This window comes from Streptomyces sp. NPDC006259 (genome assembly GCF_042870975.1).
In the GTDB taxonomy this organism is placed as follows: Bacteria; Actinomycetota; Actinomycetes; order Streptomycetales; family Streptomycetaceae; genus Streptomyces.
The window spans coordinates 725,839-747,065 of sequence record NZ_JBIAHY010000004.1 but is presented as its reverse complement, the minus strand read 5'-3'; the positions used below and the strand labels follow the sequence as shown (position 1 = coordinate 747,065).

General features: G+C 70.9%; 23 protein-coding genes. 14 read left to right on the top strand and 9 right to left on the bottom strand.

The window, feature by feature from the left end; translation table 11 throughout:
- Window positions 1–65: 65 nt before the first annotated feature.
- Window positions 66–1,298: an NADP-dependent malic enzyme gene (locus tag ACFYO5_RS19980; protein WP_356566389.1), complete on the bottom strand. Its 1,233-nt coding sequence runs from the start codon at window positions 1,296–1,298 to the stop codon at window positions 66–68.
- 608 nt (window positions 1,299–1,906) lie between these two features.
- Here ACFYO5_RS19980 and ACFYO5_RS19975 point away from each other — a divergent pair.
- Genes ACFYO5_RS19975 through ACFYO5_RS19965 form a run of 3 tightly spaced genes read left to right on the top strand, consistent with a single transcriptional unit; the run spans window position 1,907 to window position 4,622 of the window.
- Window positions 1,907–2,875: an ABC transporter substrate-binding protein gene (locus ACFYO5_RS19975; protein WP_356566387.1), complete on the top strand. Its 969-nt coding sequence runs from the start codon at window positions 1,907–1,909 to the stop codon at window positions 2,873–2,875.
- 38 nt (window positions 2,876–2,913) lie between these two features.
- Entirely contained in the window at window positions 2,914–3,852 is a 939-nt protein-coding gene (locus tag ACFYO5_RS19970) for an amino acid ABC transporter permease (RefSeq protein ID WP_388710176.1), read from the top strand.
- Complete coding sequence (locus ACFYO5_RS19965) at window positions 3,849–4,622, top strand: amino acid ABC transporter ATP-binding protein (RefSeq protein ID WP_356566383.1); 774 nt, start codon at window positions 3,849–3,851, stop codon at window positions 4,620–4,622. The genes ACFYO5_RS19970 and ACFYO5_RS19965 overlap by 4 nt, the downstream gene beginning before the upstream one ends.
- Before the next feature lie 58 nt (window positions 4,623–4,680).
- Here the strand turns inward: ACFYO5_RS19965 and ACFYO5_RS19960 are convergent, their stop codons facing one another.
- Entirely contained in the window at window positions 4,681–5,442 is a 762-nt protein-coding gene (locus ACFYO5_RS19960; protein WP_388710173.1) for a class I SAM-dependent methyltransferase, read from the bottom strand.
- A gap of 100 nt (window positions 5,443–5,542) precedes the next feature.
- Here ACFYO5_RS19960 and ACFYO5_RS19955 point away from each other — a divergent pair, with 100 nt between their 5' ends.
- A complete protein-coding gene (locus ACFYO5_RS19955) occupies window positions 5,543–6,172 on the top strand; it encodes a CGNR zinc finger domain-containing protein (RefSeq protein WP_388710171.1) in 630 nt (209 codons plus the stop codon).
- Here ACFYO5_RS19955 and sodX read toward each other — a convergent pair.
- Complete coding sequence (gene sodX / locus ACFYO5_RS19950; protein WP_356566378.1) at window positions 6,076–6,510, bottom strand: nickel-type superoxide dismutase maturation protease; 435 nt, start codon at window positions 6,508–6,510, stop codon at window positions 6,076–6,078. The two genes, ACFYO5_RS19955 and sodX, sit on opposite strands and share 97 nt — an antisense overlap.
- Before the next feature lie 146 nt (window positions 6,511–6,656).
- Between sodX and sodN the strand changes: the two genes are divergently transcribed.
- The 4 genes from sodN to ACFYO5_RS19930 all read left to right on the top strand — a co-directional run bounded on the left by sodN (window position 6,657) and on the right by ACFYO5_RS19930 (window position 8,930).
- The gene (gene sodN, locus ACFYO5_RS19945) at window positions 6,657–7,052 is read left to right on the top strand and encodes a superoxide dismutase, Ni (protein ID WP_388710169.1); all 396 of its coding nucleotides are present in this window, start codon (window positions 6,657–6,659) and stop codon (window positions 7,050–7,052) included.
- 170 nt (window positions 7,053–7,222) lie between these two features.
- Entirely contained in the window at window positions 7,223–7,615 is a 393-nt protein-coding gene (locus ACFYO5_RS19940) for a helix-turn-helix transcriptional regulator (RefSeq protein WP_356566374.1), read from the top strand.
- A gap of 10 nt (window positions 7,616–7,625) precedes the next feature.
- Window positions 7,626–8,054: a VOC family protein gene (locus ACFYO5_RS19935; RefSeq protein WP_388710166.1), complete on the top strand. Its 429-nt coding sequence runs from the start codon at window positions 7,626–7,628 to the stop codon at window positions 8,052–8,054.
- A gap of 42 nt (window positions 8,055–8,096) precedes the next feature.
- Window positions 8,097–8,930, top strand: a complete 834-nt coding sequence (locus ACFYO5_RS19930) for a VOC family protein (RefSeq protein WP_388710164.1) — start codon at window positions 8,097–8,099, stop codon at window positions 8,928–8,930.
- 253 nt (window positions 8,931–9,183) lie between these two features.
- On the opposite strand, the gene ACFYO5_RS19925 is transcribed toward ACFYO5_RS19930, so the two are convergent.
- From ACFYO5_RS19925 to ACFYO5_RS19915, 3 genes are all read right to left on the bottom strand, one after another.
- Entirely contained in the window at window positions 9,184–9,492 is a 309-nt protein-coding gene (locus tag ACFYO5_RS19925; RefSeq protein ID WP_388710162.1) for a hypothetical protein, read from the bottom strand.
- Window positions 9,493–9,636: 144 nt separating this feature from the next.
- Window positions 9,637–10,761: a family 2 encapsulin nanocompartment cargo protein polyprenyl transferase gene (locus ACFYO5_RS19920; RefSeq protein ID WP_388710160.1), complete on the bottom strand. Its 1,125-nt coding sequence runs from the start codon at window positions 10,759–10,761 to the stop codon at window positions 9,637–9,639.
- 111 nt (window positions 10,762–10,872) lie between these two features.
- Window positions 10,873–12,279 carry a family 2B encapsulin nanocompartment shell protein gene (locus ACFYO5_RS19915; RefSeq protein ID WP_388710158.1) on the bottom strand — a complete coding sequence of 469 codons (1,407 nt, stop codon included), beginning with the start codon at window positions 12,277–12,279 and terminating at the stop codon, window positions 10,873–10,875.
- Between the two features lie 174 nt (window positions 12,280–12,453).
- Here ACFYO5_RS19915 and ACFYO5_RS19910 point away from each other — a divergent pair, with 174 nt between their 5' ends.
- Window positions 12,454–13,365, top strand: a complete 912-nt coding sequence (locus ACFYO5_RS19910; RefSeq protein ID WP_388710156.1) for a 1-aminocyclopropane-1-carboxylate deaminase/D-cysteine desulfhydrase — start codon at window positions 12,454–12,456, stop codon at window positions 13,363–13,365.
- Window positions 13,366–13,542: 177 nt separating this feature from the next.
- Here ACFYO5_RS19910 and ACFYO5_RS19905 read toward each other — a convergent pair whose 3' ends face one another.
- Window positions 13,543–15,141 (bottom strand): Na+/H+ antiporter, encoded by a 1,599-nt coding sequence (locus ACFYO5_RS19905; RefSeq protein WP_388710154.1) that lies wholly within the window; start codon window positions 15,139–15,141, stop codon window positions 13,543–13,545.
- 60 nt (window positions 15,142–15,201) lie between these two features.
- Here ACFYO5_RS19905 and ACFYO5_RS19900 point away from each other — a divergent pair, with 60 nt between their 5' ends.
- The 3 genes from ACFYO5_RS19900 to ACFYO5_RS19890 all read left to right on the top strand — a co-directional run bounded on the left by ACFYO5_RS19900 (window position 15,202) and on the right by ACFYO5_RS19890 (window position 17,293).
- Window positions 15,202–15,462 (top strand): UBP-type zinc finger domain-containing protein, encoded by a 261-nt coding sequence (locus ACFYO5_RS19900; protein ID WP_356566360.1) that lies wholly within the window; start codon window positions 15,202–15,204, stop codon window positions 15,460–15,462.
- Between the two features lie 269 nt (window positions 15,463–15,731).
- The gene (locus ACFYO5_RS19895; protein WP_019058277.1) at window positions 15,732–16,145 is read left to right on the top strand and encodes an anti-sigma regulatory factor; all 414 of its coding nucleotides are present in this window, start codon (window positions 15,732–15,734) and stop codon (window positions 16,143–16,145) included.
- A 17-nt stretch (window positions 16,146–16,162) separates the two neighbouring features.
- Window positions 16,163–17,293: a SigB/SigF/SigG family RNA polymerase sigma factor gene (locus tag ACFYO5_RS19890; protein ID WP_388710151.1), complete on the top strand. Its 1,131-nt coding sequence runs from the start codon at window positions 16,163–16,165 to the stop codon at window positions 17,291–17,293.
- Between the two features lie 32 nt (window positions 17,294–17,325).
- Here ACFYO5_RS19890 and ACFYO5_RS19885 read toward each other — a convergent pair whose 3' ends face one another.
- Complete coding sequence (locus ACFYO5_RS19885; RefSeq protein WP_388710149.1) at window positions 17,326–17,814, bottom strand: hypothetical protein; 489 nt, start codon at window positions 17,812–17,814, stop codon at window positions 17,326–17,328.
- A 147-nt stretch (window positions 17,815–17,961) separates the two neighbouring features.
- On the opposite strand from ACFYO5_RS19885, the gene ACFYO5_RS19880 reads away from it, so the two are divergent.
- Window positions 17,962–18,930 carry a diacylglycerol kinase family protein gene (locus ACFYO5_RS19880; protein WP_086771710.1) on the top strand — a complete coding sequence of 323 codons (969 nt, stop codon included), beginning with the start codon at window positions 17,962–17,964 and terminating at the stop codon, window positions 18,928–18,930.
- Window positions 18,931–19,250: 320 nt separating this feature from the next.
- Window positions 19,251–19,508 carry a WhiB family transcriptional regulator gene (locus ACFYO5_RS19875; RefSeq protein WP_006142322.1) on the top strand — a complete coding sequence of 86 codons (258 nt, stop codon included), beginning with the start codon at window positions 19,251–19,253 and terminating at the stop codon, window positions 19,506–19,508.
- 172 nt (window positions 19,509–19,680) lie between these two features.
- On the opposite strand, the gene ACFYO5_RS19870 is transcribed toward ACFYO5_RS19875, so the two are convergent.
- The gene (locus tag ACFYO5_RS19870) at window positions 19,681–21,147 is read right to left on the bottom strand and encodes a PAS domain-containing sensor histidine kinase (protein WP_356566420.1); all 1,467 of its coding nucleotides are present in this window, start codon (window positions 21,145–21,147) and stop codon (window positions 19,681–19,683) included.
- Between the last annotated feature and the right edge of the window lie 80 nt (window positions 21,148–21,227).

The following is a 21,227-nucleotide window of genomic DNA, read 5'->3' as shown; positions in this document are numbered from 1 at the left end:
GGACGGGCGGGTGGGTAAAAAAGCGGCCCCGCCCGAGAACCGGGCGGGGCCGTCTCAGCCGCACGTCAGCGACGGGCGACCCCTTCGGCACGGGCAGCCGCGGCCACCGCCGCGGTGACCGCGGGAGCGACCCGCTCGTCGAACGGCGAGGGGATGACGTAGTCCGCCGCGAGATCGTCGCCCACGACGCCCGCCAGCGCCTCCGCCGCCGCGATCTTCATGCCCTCGGTGATCCTGGACGCCCGCACCTGGAGCGCGCCGGCGAAGATGCCCGGGAAGGCCAGCACGTTGTTGATCTGGTTGGGGAAGTCCGACCGCCCGGTCGCGACGACCGCCGCGTACTTGTGGGCGACCTCGGGGTGGATCTCCGGGTCGGGGTTGGCCATCGCGAACACGAAGGCGCCCTTCGCCATCGAGGCGACCGCGGCCTCCGGGACCGTACCGCCGGAGACGCCGATGAAGACGTCCGCGCCGGACAGCGCGTCCTCGAGGGAGCCGGTGAGGCCGGCCTTGTTGGTGAAGCCGGCCAGCTCCCGCTTGACGTCGGTCAGGTCCTCGCGGTCAGCGGAGACGACGCCCTTGCGGTCACTGACCGCGACGTCTCCGATGCCGGCCTCGATCAGCATCCTGGCGATGGCGACGCCGGCCGCGCCGGCGCCCGAGATGACGGCCCGCAGGTCCGCGATCGAGCGCCCGCTCAGCCGGGCCGCGTTGCGCAGCGCCGCCAGCGTCACGACCGCCGTACCGTGCTGGTCGTCGTGGAAGACGGGGATGGAGAGCCGCTCCTGGAGCCGGCGCTCGATCTCGAAGCACCGCGGCGCCGAGATGTCCTCCAGGTTCACACCGCCGAACGAGGGCGCGAGGCGCACCACGGTCTCGATGATCTCGTCCACGTCCGTGCAGGCGAGCGCGATCGGCACCGCGTCGACCCCGCCGAACTGCTTGAAGAGGATGGCCTTGCCCTCCATCACCGGGAGGGATGCCTCCGGCCCGATGTCCCCCAGGCCGAGGACGGCCGTGCCGTCGGTGACGACGGCGACGACGGACGACTTCCAGGTGTAGTCGTTCACCAGGTCCGGCTGTTCCGCGATCGCGGTGCACACCCGCGCGACGCCGGGCGTGTAGGCGAGGGACAGGTCGTCCTTGTCGCGGATCGGAACGGTGGCCTGCACGGCCATCTTTCCGCCCCGGTGCAGCGCGAACGCCGGATCGAACGAGTCGAGGGGCTCCGCACCGCCCTCCTGGCCCGTATGGTCCGCTTCGCTCTCGCTGCGAGGATTGACGATCTCCGCTGCCACTGTGTGTTACCCCTTAGGTGATCATGGATGAGGGTGGCCACTCCTGGTTGAGAAGTGGGCGGGCGCCGCGCAGGACCCAGCGGTGATACGTACGGGCACCTGCGCGTCGGGCGCGCCGCACACGCGCCCTGAGCCCCGGGTGAGGGGTGTAGAGAACCTTCTTACCGGACGGACACCATCGACGACGAGTCCATTCGGTGCAAGGTCACATGCCGCCGTTCGCAGGACTCCCCCACCTCACCTGCGCCGTCGTGCCCCCGTGAGATGACTCATGCGCCGGGCACGGAGGAGCCGTGGGCAAACCCTTGACAAATCGTGGGAGCGGACGGCATGACGGAGCGTGTTCGTCCACATGGCGAGATGGACCGCAGATCTTTCGGCCGGAAGCAGGGATTCCCGCAGATGGTCCGGCCTGGTCCGGTCGTGATGTACCGGACTGATGGGATTCGGGTGTCGCCCGTTATCCGATTTTGACATGGCTGGCCCCCTGAATGGCGTAGTCCGAATGGCAAGATGCCGTCATCACACGAGGTCGCGACACCCGAAGGTGTGTGTTCTCGTCGACCCATCGGCATCGCATCTCCATCCATCCGCCGGAGGCACTCACCATGACCGCACGCTCCATCCGCTGTACCACCGCCGCGCGCACCCGGCTCGCCGCGGTCGGAACCCTCGCGGTCACGGGCGCCCTGCTGCTCACCGCCTGCGGTGACCAGACCAAGGACAAGGACGCCGGGAGCAACGACACCGCCTCGACGAGCACGGCCCCGCTGGCCGGCAAGCTGCCCCAGGCCATCCGTGACAAGGGCGTCATCAGGGTCGGTTCCGACATCGCGTACGCGCCGGTCGAGTTCAAGGACAGCTCCGGCAAGGTCGCCGGTATCGACCCCGACATCGCGGCCGCCATGGGCGAGCAGCTCGGCGTGAAGTTCGAGTTCCAGAACGCCACGTTCGACACCCTCGTCGGTGGTCTGGCGTCCAAGCGCTACGACATCGCCATGTCGGCCATGACCGACACCAAGGACCGCCAGGAAGGCATCGACGGCGACACCGGCAAGAAGGTCGGCGCGGGCGTCGACTTCGTCGACTACTTCACGGCGGGCGTCTCCCTCTACACCAACGCCGGCGACACTCAGGGCATCAAGACCTGGGACGACCTGTGCGGCAAGACGATGGCCGTGCAGCGCAACACCTTCTCCCACGACCTCGCCAAGGACCAGGCGGCGAAGTGCAAGAAGGACGGCAAGGGAGCCCTCAAGATCGAGGACTTCGCCACCAACCCGGAGGCGGAGACCCGGATGCGGTCCAAGGGCGCCGACGTCGTCTCCGCGGACTTCCCGATCGCCGCGTACTCCGTGAAGAACGCCGGGGGCGGCAAGTACTTCGAGATCGTCGGCGACCAGGTCGAGGCCGGCCCCTACGGAATCGCCGTCGCCAAGGACAACACCGAGCTGCGTGACGCCCTCCAGGCGGCCGTCCAGGCGATCATCGACAACGGCCAGTACAAGAAGATCGTCGAGAAGTGGGGTGTCGCGGACGGCGCGATCACCGAGTCCAAGATCAACGGCGGTTCCTGAACCGCGATGGTTCGACTCGGCTCTGAAAGGCTCCATCCGTGACTGTTGACGTCAACAAGACGGACGGTCCCGACGCGACGCCCCCCGCCGGGCCGGAGGCCATCAAGGCCATTCCGGTCCGGCACCCGGGGCGATACGTTTCGGCGGTCGTCGCGCTGGCCCTGCTGGGCTCGGTCGTCTACGCCTTCGCGCAAGGCAACATCAACTGGGGCGCGATCCCCGACTACTTCTTCGACGACCGGATCCTCCACGGCGTCTGGAACACCCTGCTGCTCACCGTGCTCTCCATGGTGATCGGCATCGCCGGCGGCATCCTGCTCGCCGTGATGCGCCTGTCGAAGAACCCCGTGACCTCGTCGATCGCGTGGTTCTACATCTGGTTCTTCCGCGGCACCCCGGTCCTGGTCCAGTTGTTCGTCTGGTTCAACCTGGGCCTGGTCTTCGAGTACATCAACCTGGGTCCGATCTACAAGGACTACTGGTCCTCGTTCATGACGCCGCTGCTGACGGCGCTGCTCGGCCTGGGCCTGAACGAGGCCGCGTACATGGCCGAGATCTGCCGCGCCGGTCTGCTCTCGGTCGACGAGGGGCAGACCGAGGCGTCGCACGCGCTCGGCATGAGCCACACCAAGACGCTCCGCCGGATCGTCATCCCGCAGGCGATGCGGGTGATCGTGCCGCCGACGGGCAACGAGGTCATCAACATGCTGAAGACGACCTCGCTCGTCTCGGCCGTGCAGTTCGCCGACCTCTTCAAGGAGGCCCAGGACATCGGTCAGAACGCGGGCTCCACGGTGGAGATGTACTTCCTCGCCGCCGCCTGGTACCTGATCATGACCTCGATCCTGAGCGTCGGGCAGTACTACGTCGAGCGGTACTACGCCCGCGGCTCGAGCCGCAGCCTGCCGCCGACGCCGCTCCAGCGCGTGAAGGCCGTCGTCCTGCCCGCACGCCGCCCGAAGGGAGTCTCGGCATGACGCAGCCCTCCCAGCCCATGGTGAAGGCCGAGGGCGTCCACAAGTCCTTCGGCCCGGTGGAAGTCCTCAAGGGCATCGACCTTCAGGTGGACTCCGGCGAGGTGTTCTGCCTGATCGGGCCCTCCGGTTCGGGCAAGTCGACCTTCCTGAGGTGCATCAACCACCTGGAGAAGGTCAACGCCGGTCGGCTGTACGTCGACGGCGAACTCGTGGGCTACCGCCAGAAGGGCGACAAGCTGTACGAGCTGAAGGACAGCGAGGTGGCGCTGAAGCGCCGAGACATCGGCATGGTGTTCCAGCGGTTCAACCTCTTCCCGCACATGACCGCGGTCGAGAACGTCATGGAGGCCCCGGTCCAGGTCAAGGGCCAGAACAGGGGCCAGGCCAGGGAGCGTGCCATGCAGCTCCTGGAGCGGGTCGGCCTCGGTGACAAGGCGGGCAGCTACCCCTCGCAGCTCTCCGGCGGTCAGCAGCAGCGCGTCGCCATCGCCCGCGCCCTGGCCATGGACCCGAAGCTGATGCTGTTCGACGAGCCGACCTCGGCGCTCGACCCCGAGCTGGTCGGCGACGTCCTGGACGTCATGCGCGACCTGGCGGAGTCCGGCATGACGATGGTCGTCGTCACGCACGAGATGGGCTTCGCGCGCGAGGTCGGCGACAGCCTGGTCTTCATGGACGGCGGTGTGGTCGTCGAGTCCGGCAACCCGCGTGACGTCCTGACCGACCCGCAGCACGAGCGGACCCAGGCGTTCCTGTCCAAGGTCCTCTGACGGGACGCGGCGCACCACGGCGAGGGGCGGTACGGAGATCTCCGTACCGCCCCTCCCGTCATTTCCGTGCGAGCAGCAGCGTGTCCGAGGGGGAGCACCACACCGGCCTCGCCTCCCCGAAGCCCTTCTCGCGCAGCACGCGCGCGTGCCAGGCCGGGGACGGCATGTCGCCGTCGGCGTGGTCGCCGTAGATCTCGAAGCGGCGGGCGGTCGGACCGGCGAGGACGGGGTCCTGGGCGGCGAGCCGCCACCACTCGGCCCAGTCGAGGGCGCCGTCGGCCCTGGCCCGGTCCATGCGGGCGTGGCGCAGGGCGCGCTCGGCCGCGTTGATCCGGGGCGTGGAGTCGTCGATCATGTGGTCCGCGTTCATGAAGACACCGCCGTCGGGGACCAGCTCCGCGACCTGGCCGTAGAGGGCCGCGAGGGGCTCGCTGTGCAGCCAGTGCAGGGCGGTGGCGGTCAGGACGGCGTCGTAGGAGTCGTACGGCAGCCGGGCCGGCCAGTCGGGATCCTTGAGGTCGGCGGTCACGAGGGTGACCCGTTCGTCGCCGGCGAAGGTGCCCGCGGCGATGGTGAGGAGCGCCGGGTCGAGGTCGACGCCGGTGCTGGTGGCGCCGGGGAGGCGGGCGAGCAGCCGGGCGGTGATGGTGCCGGTGCCGCAGGCGAGGTCGAGGACGCGGGGTGTGGTGCCGACGAGCGCCTCCACCATGTCGAGCATGATCCGGAACCGTTCCTCCCGGTCGGGCATGTACCACTCCTGCTGCCGGTCCCAGCTCCGCTGCCAGGCCTGCCAGTCGGTTCCGCTGCTCGTCGTGGTCATGGGAACCCTCTCCTCCGCCGCCCGCGTAATACCCTGGAAGCACGCTCAGCCGTTACCCGACCGCATCGACGACCATAGAGCCCCTCCGTAAGGACTACAAGTGGAACTGGCCTATTACTCGGACTATGCCGTCCGCCTCGTCAACAGCGAGGAACCGGCCCGGGGCAAGGACTCGCTGACCTCGGTCGAGGCCGTCCGCGACCTGTTCGGCGGCAACTCCTCGGCGGCCCGCCGCGCCACCGAGGCGGACGTCACCCGGTTCCGTTCGGTCCGGGCCCGTCTGCGCGCGGTCTTCGAGGCGGCCGACGGCGACAACGAGACCCTCGCCGTCGACCTGCTGAACTCGCTCCTGCTGGAGTTCCCGGTCAGCCCGCAGATCTCCGGCCACGACCACCGTGACGACGACGGCCGTCCGCTGTGGCACATGCACCTCGCCGACCACCCGTCGAACGCGACCGCCGGCTATGCGGCCATCGCCGCGATGGGCCTGGCCTTCCATCTGACCGAGTACGGCGTCGACCGGCTGGGCCTGTGCGAGGCGAGCCCGTGCCGCAACGCCTACCTGGACACCTCCACGAACCGCTCCCGGCGCTACTGCTCCGACCGCTGCGCCACCCGCGCCAACGTGGCCGCCTACCGCGCCCGCAAGCGCCTGGAGGCCGACCGGTCGGCCGGCACGGGCCTGGCCGCGGAGAGCGCCCAGCGCAGCGCGGCCAGCGGCGAACGCTGATCGCGCCTCGGGGGGCGGTAGCGGAACCACACCTTCCCGAGGATCAGCTCGTCGGGCACGGTGCCGTAGTCGGTGCTGTCGCCGCCGGCGAACGCGTTGTCGCCGAGCACCCACCAGCCGCCCTCACGCCGCTCCACGGCCCGCTTGACGACCAGCAGGTCCTGCTGGAAGGGGTGGCGCAGCACGACCACGTCCCCCGGCCGCACCCTGGCCCCGTACCGCACCACCAGCTGATCGCCGTGGCGCAGTGTGGGCACCATGGACGGACCGGTCACCTCCGCCAGCCCGAACGGCGCGGTGGCGCTTCCGCGCTCGGCGTCCTGCGACGGCTCCGGCATCGCCGCCACCTCCCCTGGTCCGTTCCTCCACCAGTCTCAGTGTGACCCCGGACTTTTGTCCTAAGCCCATGGGGGCACCCGCGAAAACCGTTGCCCCAGGGAGTAATGTCCCACCTGAGAAGACGATCACGAGGAAGGAACGCTCCATGCTTTCCCGCCTGTTTGCCCCCAAGGTCACGGTCAGCGCGCACTGCGACCTGCCCTGCGGTGTGTACGACCCGGCCCAGGCCCGCATCGAGGCGGAGTCGGTGAAGGCCGTGCAGGAGAAGATGGCCGCCAACGACGACCCGCACTTCCAGGCGCGGGCCACCGTCATCAAGGAGCAGCGCGCCGAACTCGCGAAGCACCACGTCTCCGTGCTGTGGAGCGACTACTTCAAGCCGCCGCACTTCGAGAAGTACCCCCAGCTGCACCAGCTGGTCAACGACACCCTCAAGGCCCTCTCGGCCGCGAAGGCGTCGACCGACCCGAAGACCGGCCAGAAGGCGCTGGAACTCATCGCCGAGATCGACCGGATCTTCTGGGAGACGAAGAAGGCCTGACACCCGGGCCGTTCCCGACACCGGCGGTCGGTGCATCACCGCGGGACGAGGGACTTCCCGTTAGGGGCCCGGTCGGTACACGACCGGGCCCCTTCGGCATGCCCGTCCGGGTCCCCACGGTCTCGCGGGACCACCGCCCGCTCGGCGGCACACCGTGCGATCCTGGCCCTGTGACCCTTGAGGACCTGGTCCGGCTGCGGCAGGCGCGGGACCGGATGGACCGGGAGTACGCCGAGCGCCTCGACATCGCCGCGCTCGCCCACACCGCCCTGATGTCCCCCGGCCACTTCCAGCGCAGCTTTCGCGAGGCCTACGGCGAGACGCCGTACGGCTACCTCATGACCCGCCGGATCGAGCGGGCCAAGACCCTGCTGCGGCGCGGCGACCTCACGGTCACGCAGGTCTGCATGGAGGTCGGCTGCACGTCGCTCGGATCGTTCAGCGCCCGGTTCACCGAGCTGGTCGGCGAGACTCCGAGTGCCTACCGGGCTCGTTCGCACGAGGCGGGCGCGGCCGTCCCGCCGTGCGTCGCGAGGACGTACACGCGCCCCCGACGTACGTAGGGTGATCGCCATGGATCTGAAACTCCGCCAGTGCTTCCTCGCCGTCGACGACCACGACAAGGCCCTGCACTTCTACCGGGACATCCTCGGCCTGGAGGTCCGCAACGACGTCTCCTTCGAGGGGATGCGGTGGCTGACGGTCGGCTCACCGCTCCAGCCGGACGTGGAGATCGTGCTGGAGCCGCCGGGCGCGAGCCCGGACGCCTCCCCCGCCGACCGGGAAGCGATGGCCCGGCTGCTGGCCAAGGGCATGCTGCGCGGGGTCATCTTCACCACGGCCGACTGCGACGCGCTGCACGAGCGTGTGCTGGAGGCCGGCGCCGAGGTCCTCCAGGAGCCGACGGACCAGCCGTACGGCGTGCGGGACTGCGCGTTCCGGGATCCGGCGGGGAACCTGCTGAGGTTCATGGAGCGCTCGGACGGCACCGCGGGCGCCTGAGAACGAGGGCGCCCGCGCTGGTCACCGGCCTACGATCGCCGCATGAGCCCCCGCACCCGCGTCCGCTGGACGTACGCGTTCGTCGACCGGCCCGCCGAGCACTTCGAGCGGGCCCGCTGCTTCTGGGCCGCCGTCACGCAGACCACGGCGTCCCCGCCGAGGGGAGACGGGGGAGAGTTCGTCACCCTGCTGCCGGAGGGGGCCGACGCCTGCGTGAAGGTGCAGGGAGTGGGCGACGGCGTGGGCGGGGCCCATCTCGACCTCTGCGTACGGGACGTCGAGGGGTTCGTCGGGGCGGCCCTGGACGTGGGCGCGCGCACGGTCACCGCCCACGACGGGTGGGCGGTACTGCGCTCCCCCGCCGGTCAGCTGTTCTGCGCGGTGCCCTGGCACGGCGAGTCCGCCCGCCCGCCCGTGGTGGCCGGCAGCCGCCTGGACCAGGTCGCCATCGACATCCCGCCGTCCGCGTACGAGGCCGAAGTCGCCTTATGGAGCGGCCTCCTGCCCGACTGGACGTCCCGGCCGGGCTCACTGCCGGAGTTCCACGTGGTGGCGCCGCCGCCCGGACTGCCCCTGCGGATCCTGCTCCAGCGCCTCGACGACGAACAGCCCGTCTCCGCCCACCTCGACCTCGCGTGCGGCCCGGACATCGACGTGGTGCGCGCCCGGCACGAGCGGCTCGGAGCACGGTTCGTGGCCGGCCACCCCCACTGGACGGTGCTGCGCGACCCGGCGGGCGGCGTGTACTGCCTGACCGGCCGCGACGCGGAGACGGGCGGGCTGCCTCGGGATCAGGGCACCAGGGCTTCGGTGGACACGCACGCGACGTCCGTGAAGCCGTCGGGAGGCCCCACCGGCGTCGGACACCCCGAGTAGTCGTCCACGTCCAGCTCCAGGAGCGGCGCGGGTTCCTCGGTCCTGTGCCAGGTGGGCGGCTGCGACACTTCGGACGCGTCCCGCAACCACAGGGTCGTCCCGCCCCCGACGACAGCCGTCAGCGCCCATAGGGCGACGGCCCACCGCCAGCCCCTACGACGGCGCCCCGGGTCATCCGTCAGGCCCGCCCCTCCCCGTCCGGTCATGGGACCACGCTAGCCCGGCCCGGCCGGGCCGGGGTCAGGGGGCGGGATCAGGGGGCGGGGGCGGTCGGGACGGTGGGCGCGCCGGATCCGTCGGCCAGCTCCGGCGACTCGGCGCGACCGTCCTGTTCGCTGTGTCCGGGACCTTCGGTGCCGTGCTGTCCGGTGTGTTCGGTGTGTTCCGTAGGGCCGGTGTGGCCGTGTTGTTCGGTGCCGGGCTCGACGTACGCCGTGCAGTCCGGGTTGTGGCACGGGCCCGCGACCCAGCGCGGGACCCACGCACCCAGCGTCTTGTGGCGCCGGACCACCGTGTCCACGGTCTGCCCGCAACCGGGACAGACGTGCTGTTCCCTGTCCATGTCCTCAGGGTAGGCCGGTCACCGCTTCCGTGCGTAGGTGTGTGCGGGTGCGGGAGGCGGGGAGGCGGGTCCCGCACACCGTGGGGATGCGCGGGCCCGCCGGACCGGGCCCGCGCACGAGGGCGGGCCCGGTGGTGCCCCTCCTCACGTGCTGCGGCGGGTCACGAACTCCGCCAGGGACAGCAGGCCGCCCGCCGCCTCCGGATCCGGGACGGCGCGGGCCAACTCGGACATCGCCCGGGCCATGCGGTCGGCCGCCTGTTCCTGAGCCCATTCCCGGCCACCGGCCCGCTCCACCGCCAGTGTCATGCGCTCCAGGTCGTCCCCCTGCTGGTGGGGGAGGGCGTACAGCTCGGCCAGTTCCGTGGCGGCCGGGGTGCCGGAGCCCAGCGCGGCGACCACCGGCAGGGACTTCTTGCGGGCGACCAGGTCGGCACCGGCGGGCTTTCCGGTGTGCCGGGGGTCCCCCCATATGCCGATCACGTCGTCGATCAGCTGGAAGGCGAGCCCGGCCTCACGGCCGAACGCGTCCAGCGCCCGGACGTCGTCCGCCGCCGCCCCCGCGTACAGCCCGCCGAGGGCGCAGGCGCAGCCGAGCAGCGCGCCGGTCTTGGCCTCGGCCATGATGAGGACCTCGTCGAGGGTGACCTCGGCCGGGCCCCGTTTCTCCATGGCGGTGTCCGAGTGCTGGCCGGCGCACAGCTCGACGACGCAGTCCGCGAGCCGGGCCGCGGCGGCCGAGGACGCCGGATGCGGGTCCGCGGCGAGCATCCCGAGGGCGAGCGCCTGGAGCGCGTCCCCGGCGAGGATGGCGTCGGCGTCGCCGAACACCGTCCAGGCCGTCGGGCGGTGCCGACGGGTGGTGTCCCGGTCCATCACGTCGTCGTGCAACAGCGTGAAGTTGTGGATCAGTTCGACCGCGGCGGCCGCCGGGAGCGCCGCTGCCCGGGCCGCCGGGCCGCCGAGCGCCGAGGCGGCGGCGAGCACCAGCGCGGGCCGGATCGCCTTGCCCGCGTTGCCCGCGGCCGGTGTGCCGTCCGCGTGCTCCCAGCCGAAGTGGTAGAGCGAGATCCGCCGCAGCGAACCGGGGAGCGAGTCGAGTGCCGCGCGGAGCGCGGGGTCGACGGATCCCCGGGTCTCCTCCAGGATCGCCGCCGCCTCGTGCCCGTCGAGCGGCCCCGGACCGCCGTCGGTCTGACTCGGGATGGCCCTTCCCCTCTCCCGCGCCTCGCCGGGGTACGGCCTGGTCGGCGTCACGTACTCGGTCATCGAACCCCCTCGCCGGGTCCGCGCCCGGCGGCGGCTGCGCCGCCCTGGGGCGCGGACCGCCCGGGCGCCCCCGCCCGGACGGGCGGGGACACGGCGTCCCCACGGGCGAGGTCACCGCCAGCGGCCGATCTCGACGTTCTCCAGGACACCGAGCGCGTCCGGTACCAGCACCGCCGCCGAGTAGTAGGCCGTGACCAGGTACTTGATGATGGCTTGTTCGTTGATGCCCATGAAGCGCACGGACAGGCTCGGCTCGATCTCGTCCGGGATGCCGGACTGGCGCAGGCCGATGACGCCCTGGTCCTCCTGGCCGAGACGCATCGCGATGATCGAGCTGGTACGGGCCTCGGTCACCGGGATCTTGTTGCACGGGTAGATCGGAACCCCCCGCCAGGTGGGGATCCGGTTGCCGGCGACGTCGATCGTCTCGGGGACCAGCCCCCGCCTGTTGAGTTCGCGGCCGATCGCGGCGATCGCGCGCGGGTGGGCGAGGAGCATCTTGGTGCCGCGCCGGCGGCTGAGCAGCTCGTCCAGGTCGTCCGGGCCGGGGACGCCGTCGTGCGGCTGGATCCGCTGCTCGTACTCGCAGTTGTGGAGCAGGCCGAACTCTCGGTTGTTGACCAGCTCGTGCTCCTGGCGCTCCTTCAGCGCCTCGACGGTCAGCCGCAACTGCTGCTCGGTCTGGTTCATCGGCTGGTTGTACAGGTCGGCCACGCGCGAGTGGATGCGCAGGACGGTCTGGGCGATGCTCAGTTCGTACTCGCGCGGCCGGGCGTCGTAGTCCACGAAGGTGTGCGGGATGTCCGGCTCGCCCGCGTGGCCCGCGGCCAGGTCGACGGCCTTCTCGCCGTAGCGGTTGGTCGACTGGGCCGGGATCGAGCGCAGGCCCCGCAGGTGCTCGGTCAGTGAGCCGGCCCGCTCGGCGACCTGCTCGAAGTCCTGGCGGGACAGGACCAGCACGGTGCAGGCGGTGTCCGCGCGGGCGGTGTACTCCCAGATGGCGTCCGGGTCGAGCAGGGCCTGGTCGCCGAAGTAGGCGCCGTCGGCCAGGACTCCGAGCACCTGGTCGTCGCCGTAGGGGCCGGTGCCGACCTTCTCGACCCTGCCGTGCGCGAGGAGGTAGACCTCGTCGGCCTGGCTGCCGAAGGAGGCGACGACCTCGCCCGGCGCGTACTCCTGCTGACGGCAGCGGGAGGCCAGCTCCGAGAGCACCTCCTCGTCCTCGTACGACCGCAGTGCGGGCAGTTCGCCCAGCTCGGCTGGGATGACCTCGACGCGGTCGCCGGTCTTGACGAAGGTGACCCGGCCGTCGCCGACGGCGTACGTCAGACGCCGGTTCACTCGGTACGTGCCGCCCTGGACGTCGATCCAGGGCAGATTCCGCAGCAGCCAGCGGGAGCTGATCTCCTGCATCTGCGGTACGGACTTGGTGGTGGTGGCCAGGTTCCGCGCGGCCGCGGTGCCAAGGCTCTGCTGCGGCTTGCCCTGCTCAGCGCGGACTTCTTCGCCTACCGACATAGAGAATTGCCCTCCCAGTGATGCACCGGCGCCGTGCTGCGCCGCCGCACTGTTCTCGCGGACAAGCCTTCCATCACTCAGTGTGTTCGTGCCATTACCCGAAAGAGCGGGAATGGATCAACGCCCGCATGGGCACCGCGAGTTTTCGCACGAACGGTGTTCGACAATGACGGGGTGACTGCGCCCGTTCCGTTCGACTCCGCCGCCCTGCGGCCGAGGCTGCCCTCGCCCCTGGAGGAGGTGGCCGACGAGCGGTTCACGCGGCACGGCGTACGGCTGCTGCTCAAGCGGGACGACCTGATCCATCCGCAGCTGATCGGCAACAAGTGGCGCAAGCTCGTGCCGAATCTGGAGGCGGCGGCCGGGCGGCCGGTCCTGACGTTCGGGGGCGCGTACTCCAACCATCTGCGGGCCACGGCCGCCGCGGGCCGTCTGCTGGGGCTCACCACGGTCGGGGTGGTGCGCGGCGACGAGCTGGCGGACCGCCCGCTCAACCCCTCCTTGGCCCGCTGCGCGGCCGACGGGATGCGGCTGCACTTCGTCGACCGGGCAACCTACCGCCGCAAGACCGAACCCGGCACCCTCGCGGCGGTCCTGCGCGCGGCGGACGCCGAGGACGCCTACGTCGTGCCCGAGGGCGGCAGCAACGCGGCGGCCGTCCGCGGCTGCCGGGCGCTGGGCGAGGAGCTGCGCGACCACGCCGACGTCGTGGCCCTCGCCTGTGGCACCGGCGGCACCCTCGCGGGCCTCGCGGCCGGCCTGGGAGCAGGCCGCGGGGTGCTCGGCATACCGGTCCTCAAGGGCGGCTTCCTCGGCGACGGGATACGGGCCCTGCAGTCGGAGGCCTTCGGCGGCCCGGCGGGCGACTGGCGGCTCGACGAGCGCTTCCACTTCGGCGGGTACGCCCGCACCACGCCCGCGCTCGACGCCTTCGCCGAGGACTTCGAGCAACGGCACGGCCTGCCGGTCGAGCGTCTCTATGTCGCCAAGTCGCTGTATGCGCTCGTCGTCCTCGTCGGGGAGGGCGCGTTCCCGCCCGGGACGCGGCTCGCCGCGGTGGTGACGGGGGCGCCGTTCGTCTCCTGAGCCGGCCGTCGCCAGGTGCTGCGGAGCGGCCGCGAAGGTGCCGCGGGGTCCTGTCGTCGCCTTCCGTCGTCCGCCCGCAGGGCCACCCGCCACCCCGCCGCTCGGCCGCTCGGCCGCCCCGCGGCGAGTCCTCGGGGACGAGCGTCGTCCCGGCGGGCGTGAGTGCGACGACAGGTCCTAGCCGGCCTCCCGGTAGGCCGCGGCCTCCTCCAGGTCCAGTCTGCGCAGCAGCGTCCGCAGCATCTCGTCGTCGATGTGGCGGCCGTCGCGCAGGCGCACGAAGACCTCGCGCTCGGCACTGATCACCTCGCGGGACAGGCGGCGGTAGGTGTCGTCCACGGTTTCGCCGGTGACCGGGTTGACCTGGCCGAGGCGTTCCCAGACGGCGTTGCGGCGGCGTTCGAGGACGTTGCGCAGGCGGTCGGCGAGGGGCGCCGGCAGGGTGTTGCGCTCGTCGGACAGCATTTCCTCCAGCCGCTGCTCGGCGATCCGGGAGGCCTGTGCCTGCGCGTTGGCCTCGGCGAGGGTCGCGGCCTGCGGGGCGGGGGCGGGGAACTTCAGCAGGCGGATCAGCGGGGGAAGGGTCAGTCCCTGTACGACCAGGGTGCCGATGACCGTGGTGAAGGTCAGGAAGAGGATCAGGTTGCGGTGCGGGAAGGGCCCCTCGCCGTGGTCCACGGTGACGGGGATGGAGAAGGCGATGGCGAGCGAGACGACACCGCGCATGCCGGCCCAGCCGATGACGATGGGCCCGCGCCAGGTCGGGTTCTCCTCGCGCGCGCGGATGCGTGCCGACAGCAGCCGGGGCAGGAAGGTCGCCGGATACACCCACAGGAAGCGGACCGCGACGACCACGAGGAAGAGGGCGACGGCGTACCAGGCGGCGTCCAGACCCTCGTAGTCGCCGAGACCCCTGAGGACGATCTGGAGCTGCAGGCCGATGAGGGCGAAGACCGCCGACTCCAGGACGAAGGCGACCATCTTCCACACGGCCTCCTCCTGGAGCCGGGTGGCGAAGTCGACCTCCCACGCGCGGTGGCCGAGGTACAGGGCGACGACGACCACGGCGATGACCCCGGAGGCGTGGAACTGTTCGGCGGACGCGTAGGCGGCGAACGGGATGAGGAGGGAGAGCGTGTTCTGCAGGAGCGGCTCCTTCAGGTGGGTGCGCAGCCAGTGCAGCGGCGCCATCAGGATCAGGCCGACGGCGGTGCCGCCGACCGCCGCCACCAGGAACTCCTCGATCCCGCCGGCCCAGGACGCGCCCTCTCCGACGACGACCGCGAGGGCCACCTTGTAGGCGGTGATCGCGGTGGCGTCGTTCAGCAGCGACTCGCCCTGGAGGATCGTGGTCACCTTCGACGGCAGACCCACCTTGCGCGCCACCGCCGTCGCCGCCACGGCGTCGGGCGGCGCCACCACCGCGCCCAGCACCAGCGCCGCGGTCAGCGGCAGTCCGGGGACGATGAGATAGGCGGCCCAGCCGACGGCGAGCGTGGCGAAGAGGACGTATCCGACCGACAGCAGCGCCACGGGCCGCAACTGGGCCCTCAGGTCGAGATAGGAGCTGTCGGTGGCCGAGGTGTACAGCAGCGGGGGCAGCAGGAGCGGCAGGACGACCTCGGGGTCGAGGGTGTAGTCCGGGACCCCGGGTACGTACGACACGGCCAGGCCGACGGCGACCAGCAGCAGCGGTGCCGGTACCGCTGTGCGCCGTGCCCCCGCCGCGATCGCCGCACTGCCCGCCACCAGCAGCAGCAGTGGCATCACGTCCATGTCTCGCCCGCCCTCGTCTTTCCGCGCGGTCGTCCGTACGACCGTCGTAATCTGGCAATCATGAAACAGTGCACGCACGCCGACGCGCTGCCGCACCCCGAACCCGTCCCGCTCGGCGAGACGTGTGCGGAGTGCCTGCGGGACGGCACCCACCCGGTGCAACTACGGCTGTGTCTGACGTGCGGCCACGTGGGCTGCTGCGACTCGTCGCCCGGCCGGCACGCCACGGACCACCATGAGAACTCGGGCCATCCGATCATGCGGACCTTCGAACCCGGTGAGAACTGGCGCTGGTGCTTCGTCGACCACGTTCTCGTGTGAGCCGCTCCGAGGACGGTCCGTCCGTCGACCGGGTACGGTTCGAGCATCTGACGCCTGGGTACGTCAACCCGGCGCGCCCTCTTCCCTTTTGGGCCGGCAGACCCCTAGACACGGAGCGTGTTCACAGCTTTACTGTGAGTGACGACAGGGGGTTGGGGTCCCGGGGACAGGACGGATGACGGCGCGGTAGCGTCACCGCTGCACCACACACGCGTTACCCGGGGGGCGACCCTCGGCCCCGAGAAGCTTGTACCACCTTGGAGGTGAGGGTGTCCCAGATCGCAGGCGAGCCCGCGACCCAGGACTTCGTGGAAGTCCGGCTGCCGGCTGCGGGTGCCTACCTGTCGGTGCTGCGGACGGCCACGGCCGGCCTCGCGGCCCGTTTGGACTTCACCCTGGACGAGATCGAGGACCTGCGCATCGCGGTGGACGAGGCCTGCGCGATCCTGCTCCAGCAGGCCGTGCCCGGTTCGGTGCTCAGTTGCGTCTTCCGCCTGGTCGACGACTCACTGGAGGTCACCGTCTCGGCACCGACCACGGACGGGCACGCGCCCGCGCGCGACACCTTCGCCTGGACCGTGCTGTCCGCCCTCGCGGGCAAGGTCTCCTCCGCGGTGGACGAGGACAAAACCGTTTCGATCAGCCTCTACAAACAACGCGGCGCGGGACCCGGGCCGGCGTGAGGACGGGGGACGGGCCGGTGCGGGACGAAGAGCGCGGCAGACGGGAACTGCGGGCCGAGGTCGCCGGGACGGCGGTCTCTCCGGGCGGTTCCCGACGCATGGCGGACGGCATCGACGGCATTCCCGAGCAGGCCCGGCCGCATCCGGAGGACGAGCCGGTCTCCCCGGAGACCGGCTTGCCGGAGAGTACCGAGCAGGAGTCGCCTCGGGAGAGGCGGATCGGGGGTACCCCCGGCCGGGCCGAGGAAGAGGCTCGACAGAGGGCGACGGGCGGGACGATGAGCGAGCACGAGCGAGACGACGAACACGGCGTGCCGGGCACGCGGCACGAGCCCCAGCAGCCCGCGGTCCAGCAGTCCGCGCCCCGGCAGCCGGTGCCGCAGACTCGCGGACCCCAGGACCGCAGCGGGGCACGCGCGAAGTTCGTCGAACTGCGGGCACTGGCGGAGGGCAGCCCGGAGTACGCGGAGCTGCGCAACCAGCTGGTCCGCATGCACCTGCCGCTCGTCGAGCACCTCGCGCGCCGCTTCCGCAACCGCGGAGAGCCGCTGGACGACCTGACCCAGGTCGCCACCATCGGCCTGATCAAGTCGGTCGACCGCTTCGACCCGGACCGCGGCGTGGAGTTCTCGACGTACGCGACACCGACGGTCGTCGGTGAGATCAAGCGGCACTTCCGTGACAAGGGCTGGGCGGTGCGGGTGCCGCGCAGACTCCAGGAGCTGCGCCTGTCGCTCACGACCGCCACGGCCGAGCTGTCCCAGTTGCACGGCCGCTCGCCGACCGTCCACGAGCTGGCCGAGAGGCTGGCCATCTCGGAGGAGGAGGTCCTGGAGGGCCTGGAGTCGGCCAACGCCTACTCCACGCTGTCCCTGGACGTCCCCGACACCGACGACGAGTCCCCGGCGGTCGCCGACACCCTCGGCGCCGAGGACGAGGCGCTGGAGGGCGTCGAGTACCGCGAGTCGCTCAAGCCGCTCCTGGAGGACCTCCCGCCGCGTGAGAAGCGGATTCTGCTGCTGCGTTTCTTCGGCAACATGACGCAGTCGCAGATCGCTCAGGAGGTCGGCATCTCCCAGATGCACGTCTCCCGTCTGCTGGCACGCACGCTGGCCCAGCTGCGGGAGAAGCTGCTCGTCGAGGAGTGACCCTCCTGCGGCTCCCGCACCCGGAGCCGCGGTTACTTCTCCGCGCCGCTGTCGGCGTTGCCGGGCCCGCGGATCCCGAGGGCCCGGGTCGTCTCGCCGTTGACGATCAGGACCAGCGCGGCGACGGCGACGGCCGCGAGCGCGATGCCCGCCGGGATCGCCATGCTGTCGGCCTGGAGCAGGTTGTAGGCGACGGGCAGCGCCATGATCTGGGTGATGACGGCAGGTCCGCGGCTCCAGCTCCGGCGGCCCAGCAGTCCGCGGGCGGCGAGCAGGGGCAACAGCGCGAGGACCATCAGCGTCACCCCGCCGGTGACGGCCTGCCCGCGGTCGTCGGGGTCGCCGGTGATGCCGAGGACGAGGATCCAGAGCCCGCCGACGACGAGCGCCAGCCCCTCCGCGGCGACGAGCGCCGCGGCGTACGTCAGGCGGCGCGGGCGCGGGCCCGCGGGTTCGGTGCCTGCCGCGTCGCCGGCGTTCTCCGTGCTTTTCGGGGTGACGGGGTTCCGCTCGCTGCTCACCCCAGCAGGGTAGCCGCCGCTCCCGTGCCCACCCCTGTCCCCCCGCGGCCCACCCGTCCCGCCGTGTCACGGCTCACCCCGAGGGGTCCGGGCCGATCCCCGTTCGGCCTTGTGCCCCGGTACCACCCAGTAGGTACGCTGCCATCCATGCGTGCACTTCTCGTGGTCAATCCGGCAGCAACCACTACCAGTGCACGGACGCGCGACGTTCTCATCCACGCGCTCGCCAGTGAGATGAAGCTGGAGGCGGTCACCACCGAGTACCGCGGGCACGCGCGGGATCTGGGACGGCAGGCCGCGCAGAGCGAGGACATAGACATGGTCGTCGCCCTCGGTGGCGACGGCACCATCAACGAGGTGGTGAACGGGCTGCTGCACGCCGGCCCCGATCCCGAGAACCTGCCCGGCATCGCCGTGGTTCCCGGTGGCTCCACCAATGTCTTCGCCCGCGCCCTGGGCCTGCCCAACGACCCCGTCGAGGCGACCGGCGCCCTGTTGGACGCCCTGCGCGAGGGCCGGGAGCGCACCGTCGGCCTGGGGCTGACGTCGGGAACGCCGGGCACGGAGGACGAGGCGGTGCCGGCGCGCTGGTTCACCTTCAACGCCGGGCTCGGGTTCGACGCCGGGGTGGTCGGCCGGGTCGAACAGCAGCGTGAGCGCGGCAGGAGATCCACCCACGCGCTCTACGTCCGCCAGGCCGTGCGCCAGCTCCTCGGCGAGCCGCAGCGCCGGCACGGTTCGATCACCCTGGAGCGGCCGGGCGCGGACCCGGTGACCGATTTGGTGCTGTCCATCGTCTGCAACACCGCTCCGTGGACCTATCTGGGCAATCGCCCGGTGTACGCCTCACCTAAGGCCTCGTTCGATACCGGGCTCGACGTCCTCGGTCTGAGCCGTCTGTCCACGGCCTCGGTTGTCCGGTATGGGACCCAGTTGCTCACTTCGTCCCCCGAGCGGGGACCCCATGGCAAGCACGCCGTGTCCTTGCACGATCTGGACCAGTTCACCTTGCATTCGAAGGTCCCACTACCCCTCCAGATGGACGGTGACCACCTAGGGCTGCGTACCAGCGTGACGTTCACAGGCGTACGCCGTGCACTGCGTGTGATTGTGTGAGCAGAAAGGGCTGAACTCCTTTCACTCGAACGTTTAGACCAGGGTCCACCCCATGGAAGTACGGCTGTGACCTAGTCGACACCGAGGAATCAAAAAAAACTTTCCGGAAGGGGTTGTATCCGTCGCCGAGGTTTGCGAGTCTCTACATGGCGATCGGGACGGCCCGCAGGACCAGCCTCCACTGATCACCAGAACCCCTCACCAATCCACAGGACCACGCCAGGCAACCTGGCTGGTGGCCCTTCACTTGTTGAGGGATTCGTGAAAGCGTTCACATTCACAAGCAACCTTGCATGTCATACCAAGGAGAGGTAGCAGCCATGGACTGGCGTCACAACGCCGTTTGCCGCGAGGAAGACCCCGAGCTCTTCTTCCCCATCGGCAACACCGGTCCTGCGCTGCTGCAGATCGAGGAAGCCAAGGCCGTCTGCCGTCGCTGTCCCGTTATGGACCAGTGTCTGCAGTGGGCGCTCGAGTCCGGCCAGGACTCCGGCGTCTGGGGTGGCCTCAGCGAGGACGAGCGCCGCGCGATGAAGCGCCGCGCCGCCCGCAACCGGGCCCGTCAGGCCTCCGCCTGACAACACCCGCCCCGCGAGCCTGAGCTTGGCGGCGCGTACAGCGCGTACGCATCTCCCGCCCCCGAGCCGCAGCGCGCAGTACCCCCGATGCCCAGCACACCACGCTGGCAACGAGCATTCGAGCCCCGGACCCCTGAACGGTCCGGGGCTTCTTGCTGTCCCCGGGCCGCCGTCACTTCTGCGCCCGCACCGGGATGTCCAGGATCACCTGCGTGCCCCGCTCCGGCGCCGGAACCATGTCGAAGGATCCCCCCAACTCCCCCTCCACCAGCGTCCGTACGATCTGGAGGCCGAGGTTGCCCGAGGTGTGCGGGTCGAAGCCCGCGGGCAGGCCGACGCCGTCGTCCTGGACGGTGACCAGCAGTCGGGCCTCCTTGGTGGTGCCGCCGCGGACCGCCGAGACCTCGACCGTGCCGGTCTCGCCCTCGCGGAAGCCGTGTTCCAGGGCGTTCTGGAGGATCTCGGTGAGCACCATGGACAGCGGGGTGGCGACCTCCGCGTCCAGGATGCCGAAGCGTCCGGTGCGCCGGCCGGCGACCTTGCCCGGCGAGATCTCCGCGACCATCGCCAGGACCCGGTCGGCGATCTCGTCGAACTCGACGCGCTCGTCCAGGTTCTGGGACAGCGTCTCGTGGACGATGGCGATGGAGCCGACCCGCCGGACCGCCTCCTCGAGGGCCTCCCTGCCCCGCTCGGACTCGATCCGGCGGGCCTGGAGCCGCAACAGGGCGGCCACGGTCTGGAGGTTGTTCTTCACCCGGTGGTGGATCTCCCGGATGGTCGCGTCCTTGGTGATCAACTCACGTTCGCGGCGCCGTAGTTCGGTGACGTCCCGGAGCAGGACGAGCGAACCGATGCGGGTCCCCTTGGGCTTGAGCGGGATGGCGCGGAACTGGATGACGCCGTCGTGCGCCTCGACCTCGAACTCGCGGGGTGCCCAGCCGCTGGCGACCTTGGCGAGCGCCTCGTCCACCGGACCCCGGGTCGGCGCGAGTTCGGCGGTGGTCAGGCCCAGGTTCTGGCCGACCAGGTCGGAGGCGAGGCCCATGCGGTGGTAGGCGGACAGGGCGTTCGGGGAGGCGTACTGGACGACGCCGTCGGCGTCGAGTCGGATCAGGCCGTCCCCGACACGCGGGGCCGCGTCCATGTCCATCTGCTGGTCGGGGAAGGGGAAGGAACCGGCCGCGATCATCTGCGCGAGGTCGGAGGCGCTCTGCAGGTAGGTCAGCTCCAGGCGGCTCGGGGTCCGCACGGTGAGGAGATTGGTGTTGCGGGCGATCACGCCGAGGACCCTGCCCTCGCGCCGGACGGGGATCGACTCGACCCGCACGGGGACCTCCTCGCGCCACTCCGGGTCGCCCTCGCGCACGATCCGGCCCTCGTCGAGGGCGGCGTCCAGCAGGGGGCGGCGGCCGCGCGGGACGAGGTGGCCGATCATGTCGTCCTGGTAGGAGGTGGGGCCGGTGTTGGGGCGCATCTGGGCGACGGAGACATAGCGGGTGCCGTCGCGTGTGGGGACCCACAGGACCAGGTCGGCGAAGGAGAGGTCGGAGAGCAGCTGCCACTCCGAGACCAGCAGGTGCAGCCACTCGAGGTCGGAGTCGCCGAGTGCGGTGTGCTGGCGTACGAGTTCGTTCATGGAGGGCACGTCTGCGAGCGTACCTGGGGGTATGTGCGGGGCCTAAATGCCGTCGGCGGCGACCGCCCCGGAAGACACCC

Excerpts from the sequence above, each read along its gene's own strand:
- ACFYO5_RS19975 (WP_356566387.1), top strand. The coding sequence starts at position 1,907 with ATGACCGCACGCTCCATCCGCTGTACCACCGCCGCGCGCACCCGGCTC.
- ACFYO5_RS19965 (WP_356566383.1), top strand. The coding sequence starts at position 3,849 with ATGACGCAGCCCTCCCAGCCCATGGTGAAGGCCGAGGGCGTCCACAAG.
- ACFYO5_RS19960 (WP_388710173.1), bottom strand. The coding sequence starts at position 5,442 with ATGACCACGACGAGCAGCGGAACCGACTGGCAGGCCTGGCAGCGGAGC.
- sodX (WP_356566378.1), bottom strand. The coding sequence starts at position 6,510 with ATGCCGGAGCCGTCGCAGGACGCCGAGCGCGGAAGCGCCACCGCGCCG.
- sodN (WP_388710169.1), top strand. The coding sequence starts at position 6,657 with ATGCTTTCCCGCCTGTTTGCCCCCAAGGTCACGGTCAGCGCGCACTGC.
- ACFYO5_RS19935 (WP_388710166.1), top strand. The coding sequence starts at position 7,626 with ATGGATCTGAAACTCCGCCAGTGCTTCCTCGCCGTCGACGACCACGAC.
- ACFYO5_RS19930 (WP_388710164.1), top strand. The coding sequence starts at position 8,097 with ATGAGCCCCCGCACCCGCGTCCGCTGGACGTACGCGTTCGTCGACCGG.
- ACFYO5_RS19925 (WP_388710162.1), bottom strand. The coding sequence starts at position 9,492 with ATGGACAGGGAACAGCACGTCTGTCCCGGTTGCGGGCAGACCGTGGAC.
- ACFYO5_RS19920 (WP_388710160.1), bottom strand. The coding sequence starts at position 10,761 with ATGACCGAGTACGTGACGCCGACCAGGCCGTACCCCGGCGAGGCGCGG.
- ACFYO5_RS19915 (WP_388710158.1), bottom strand. The coding sequence starts at position 12,279 with ATGTCGGTAGGCGAAGAAGTCCGCGCTGAGCAGGGCAAGCCGCAGCAG.
- ACFYO5_RS19905 (WP_388710154.1), bottom strand. The coding sequence starts at position 15,141 with ATGGACGTGATGCCACTGCTGCTGCTGGTGGCGGGCAGTGCGGCGATC.
- ACFYO5_RS19900 (WP_356566360.1), top strand. The coding sequence starts at position 15,202 with ATGAAACAGTGCACGCACGCCGACGCGCTGCCGCACCCCGAACCCGTC.
- ACFYO5_RS19880 (WP_086771710.1), top strand. The coding sequence starts at position 17,962 with ATGCGTGCACTTCTCGTGGTCAATCCGGCAGCAACCACTACCAGTGCA.
- ACFYO5_RS19875 (WP_006142322.1), top strand. The coding sequence starts at position 19,251 with ATGGACTGGCGTCACAACGCCGTTTGCCGCGAGGAAGACCCCGAGCTC.
- ACFYO5_RS19870 (WP_356566420.1), bottom strand. The coding sequence starts at position 21,147 with ATGAACGAACTCGTACGCCAGCACACCGCACTCGGCGACTCCGACCTC.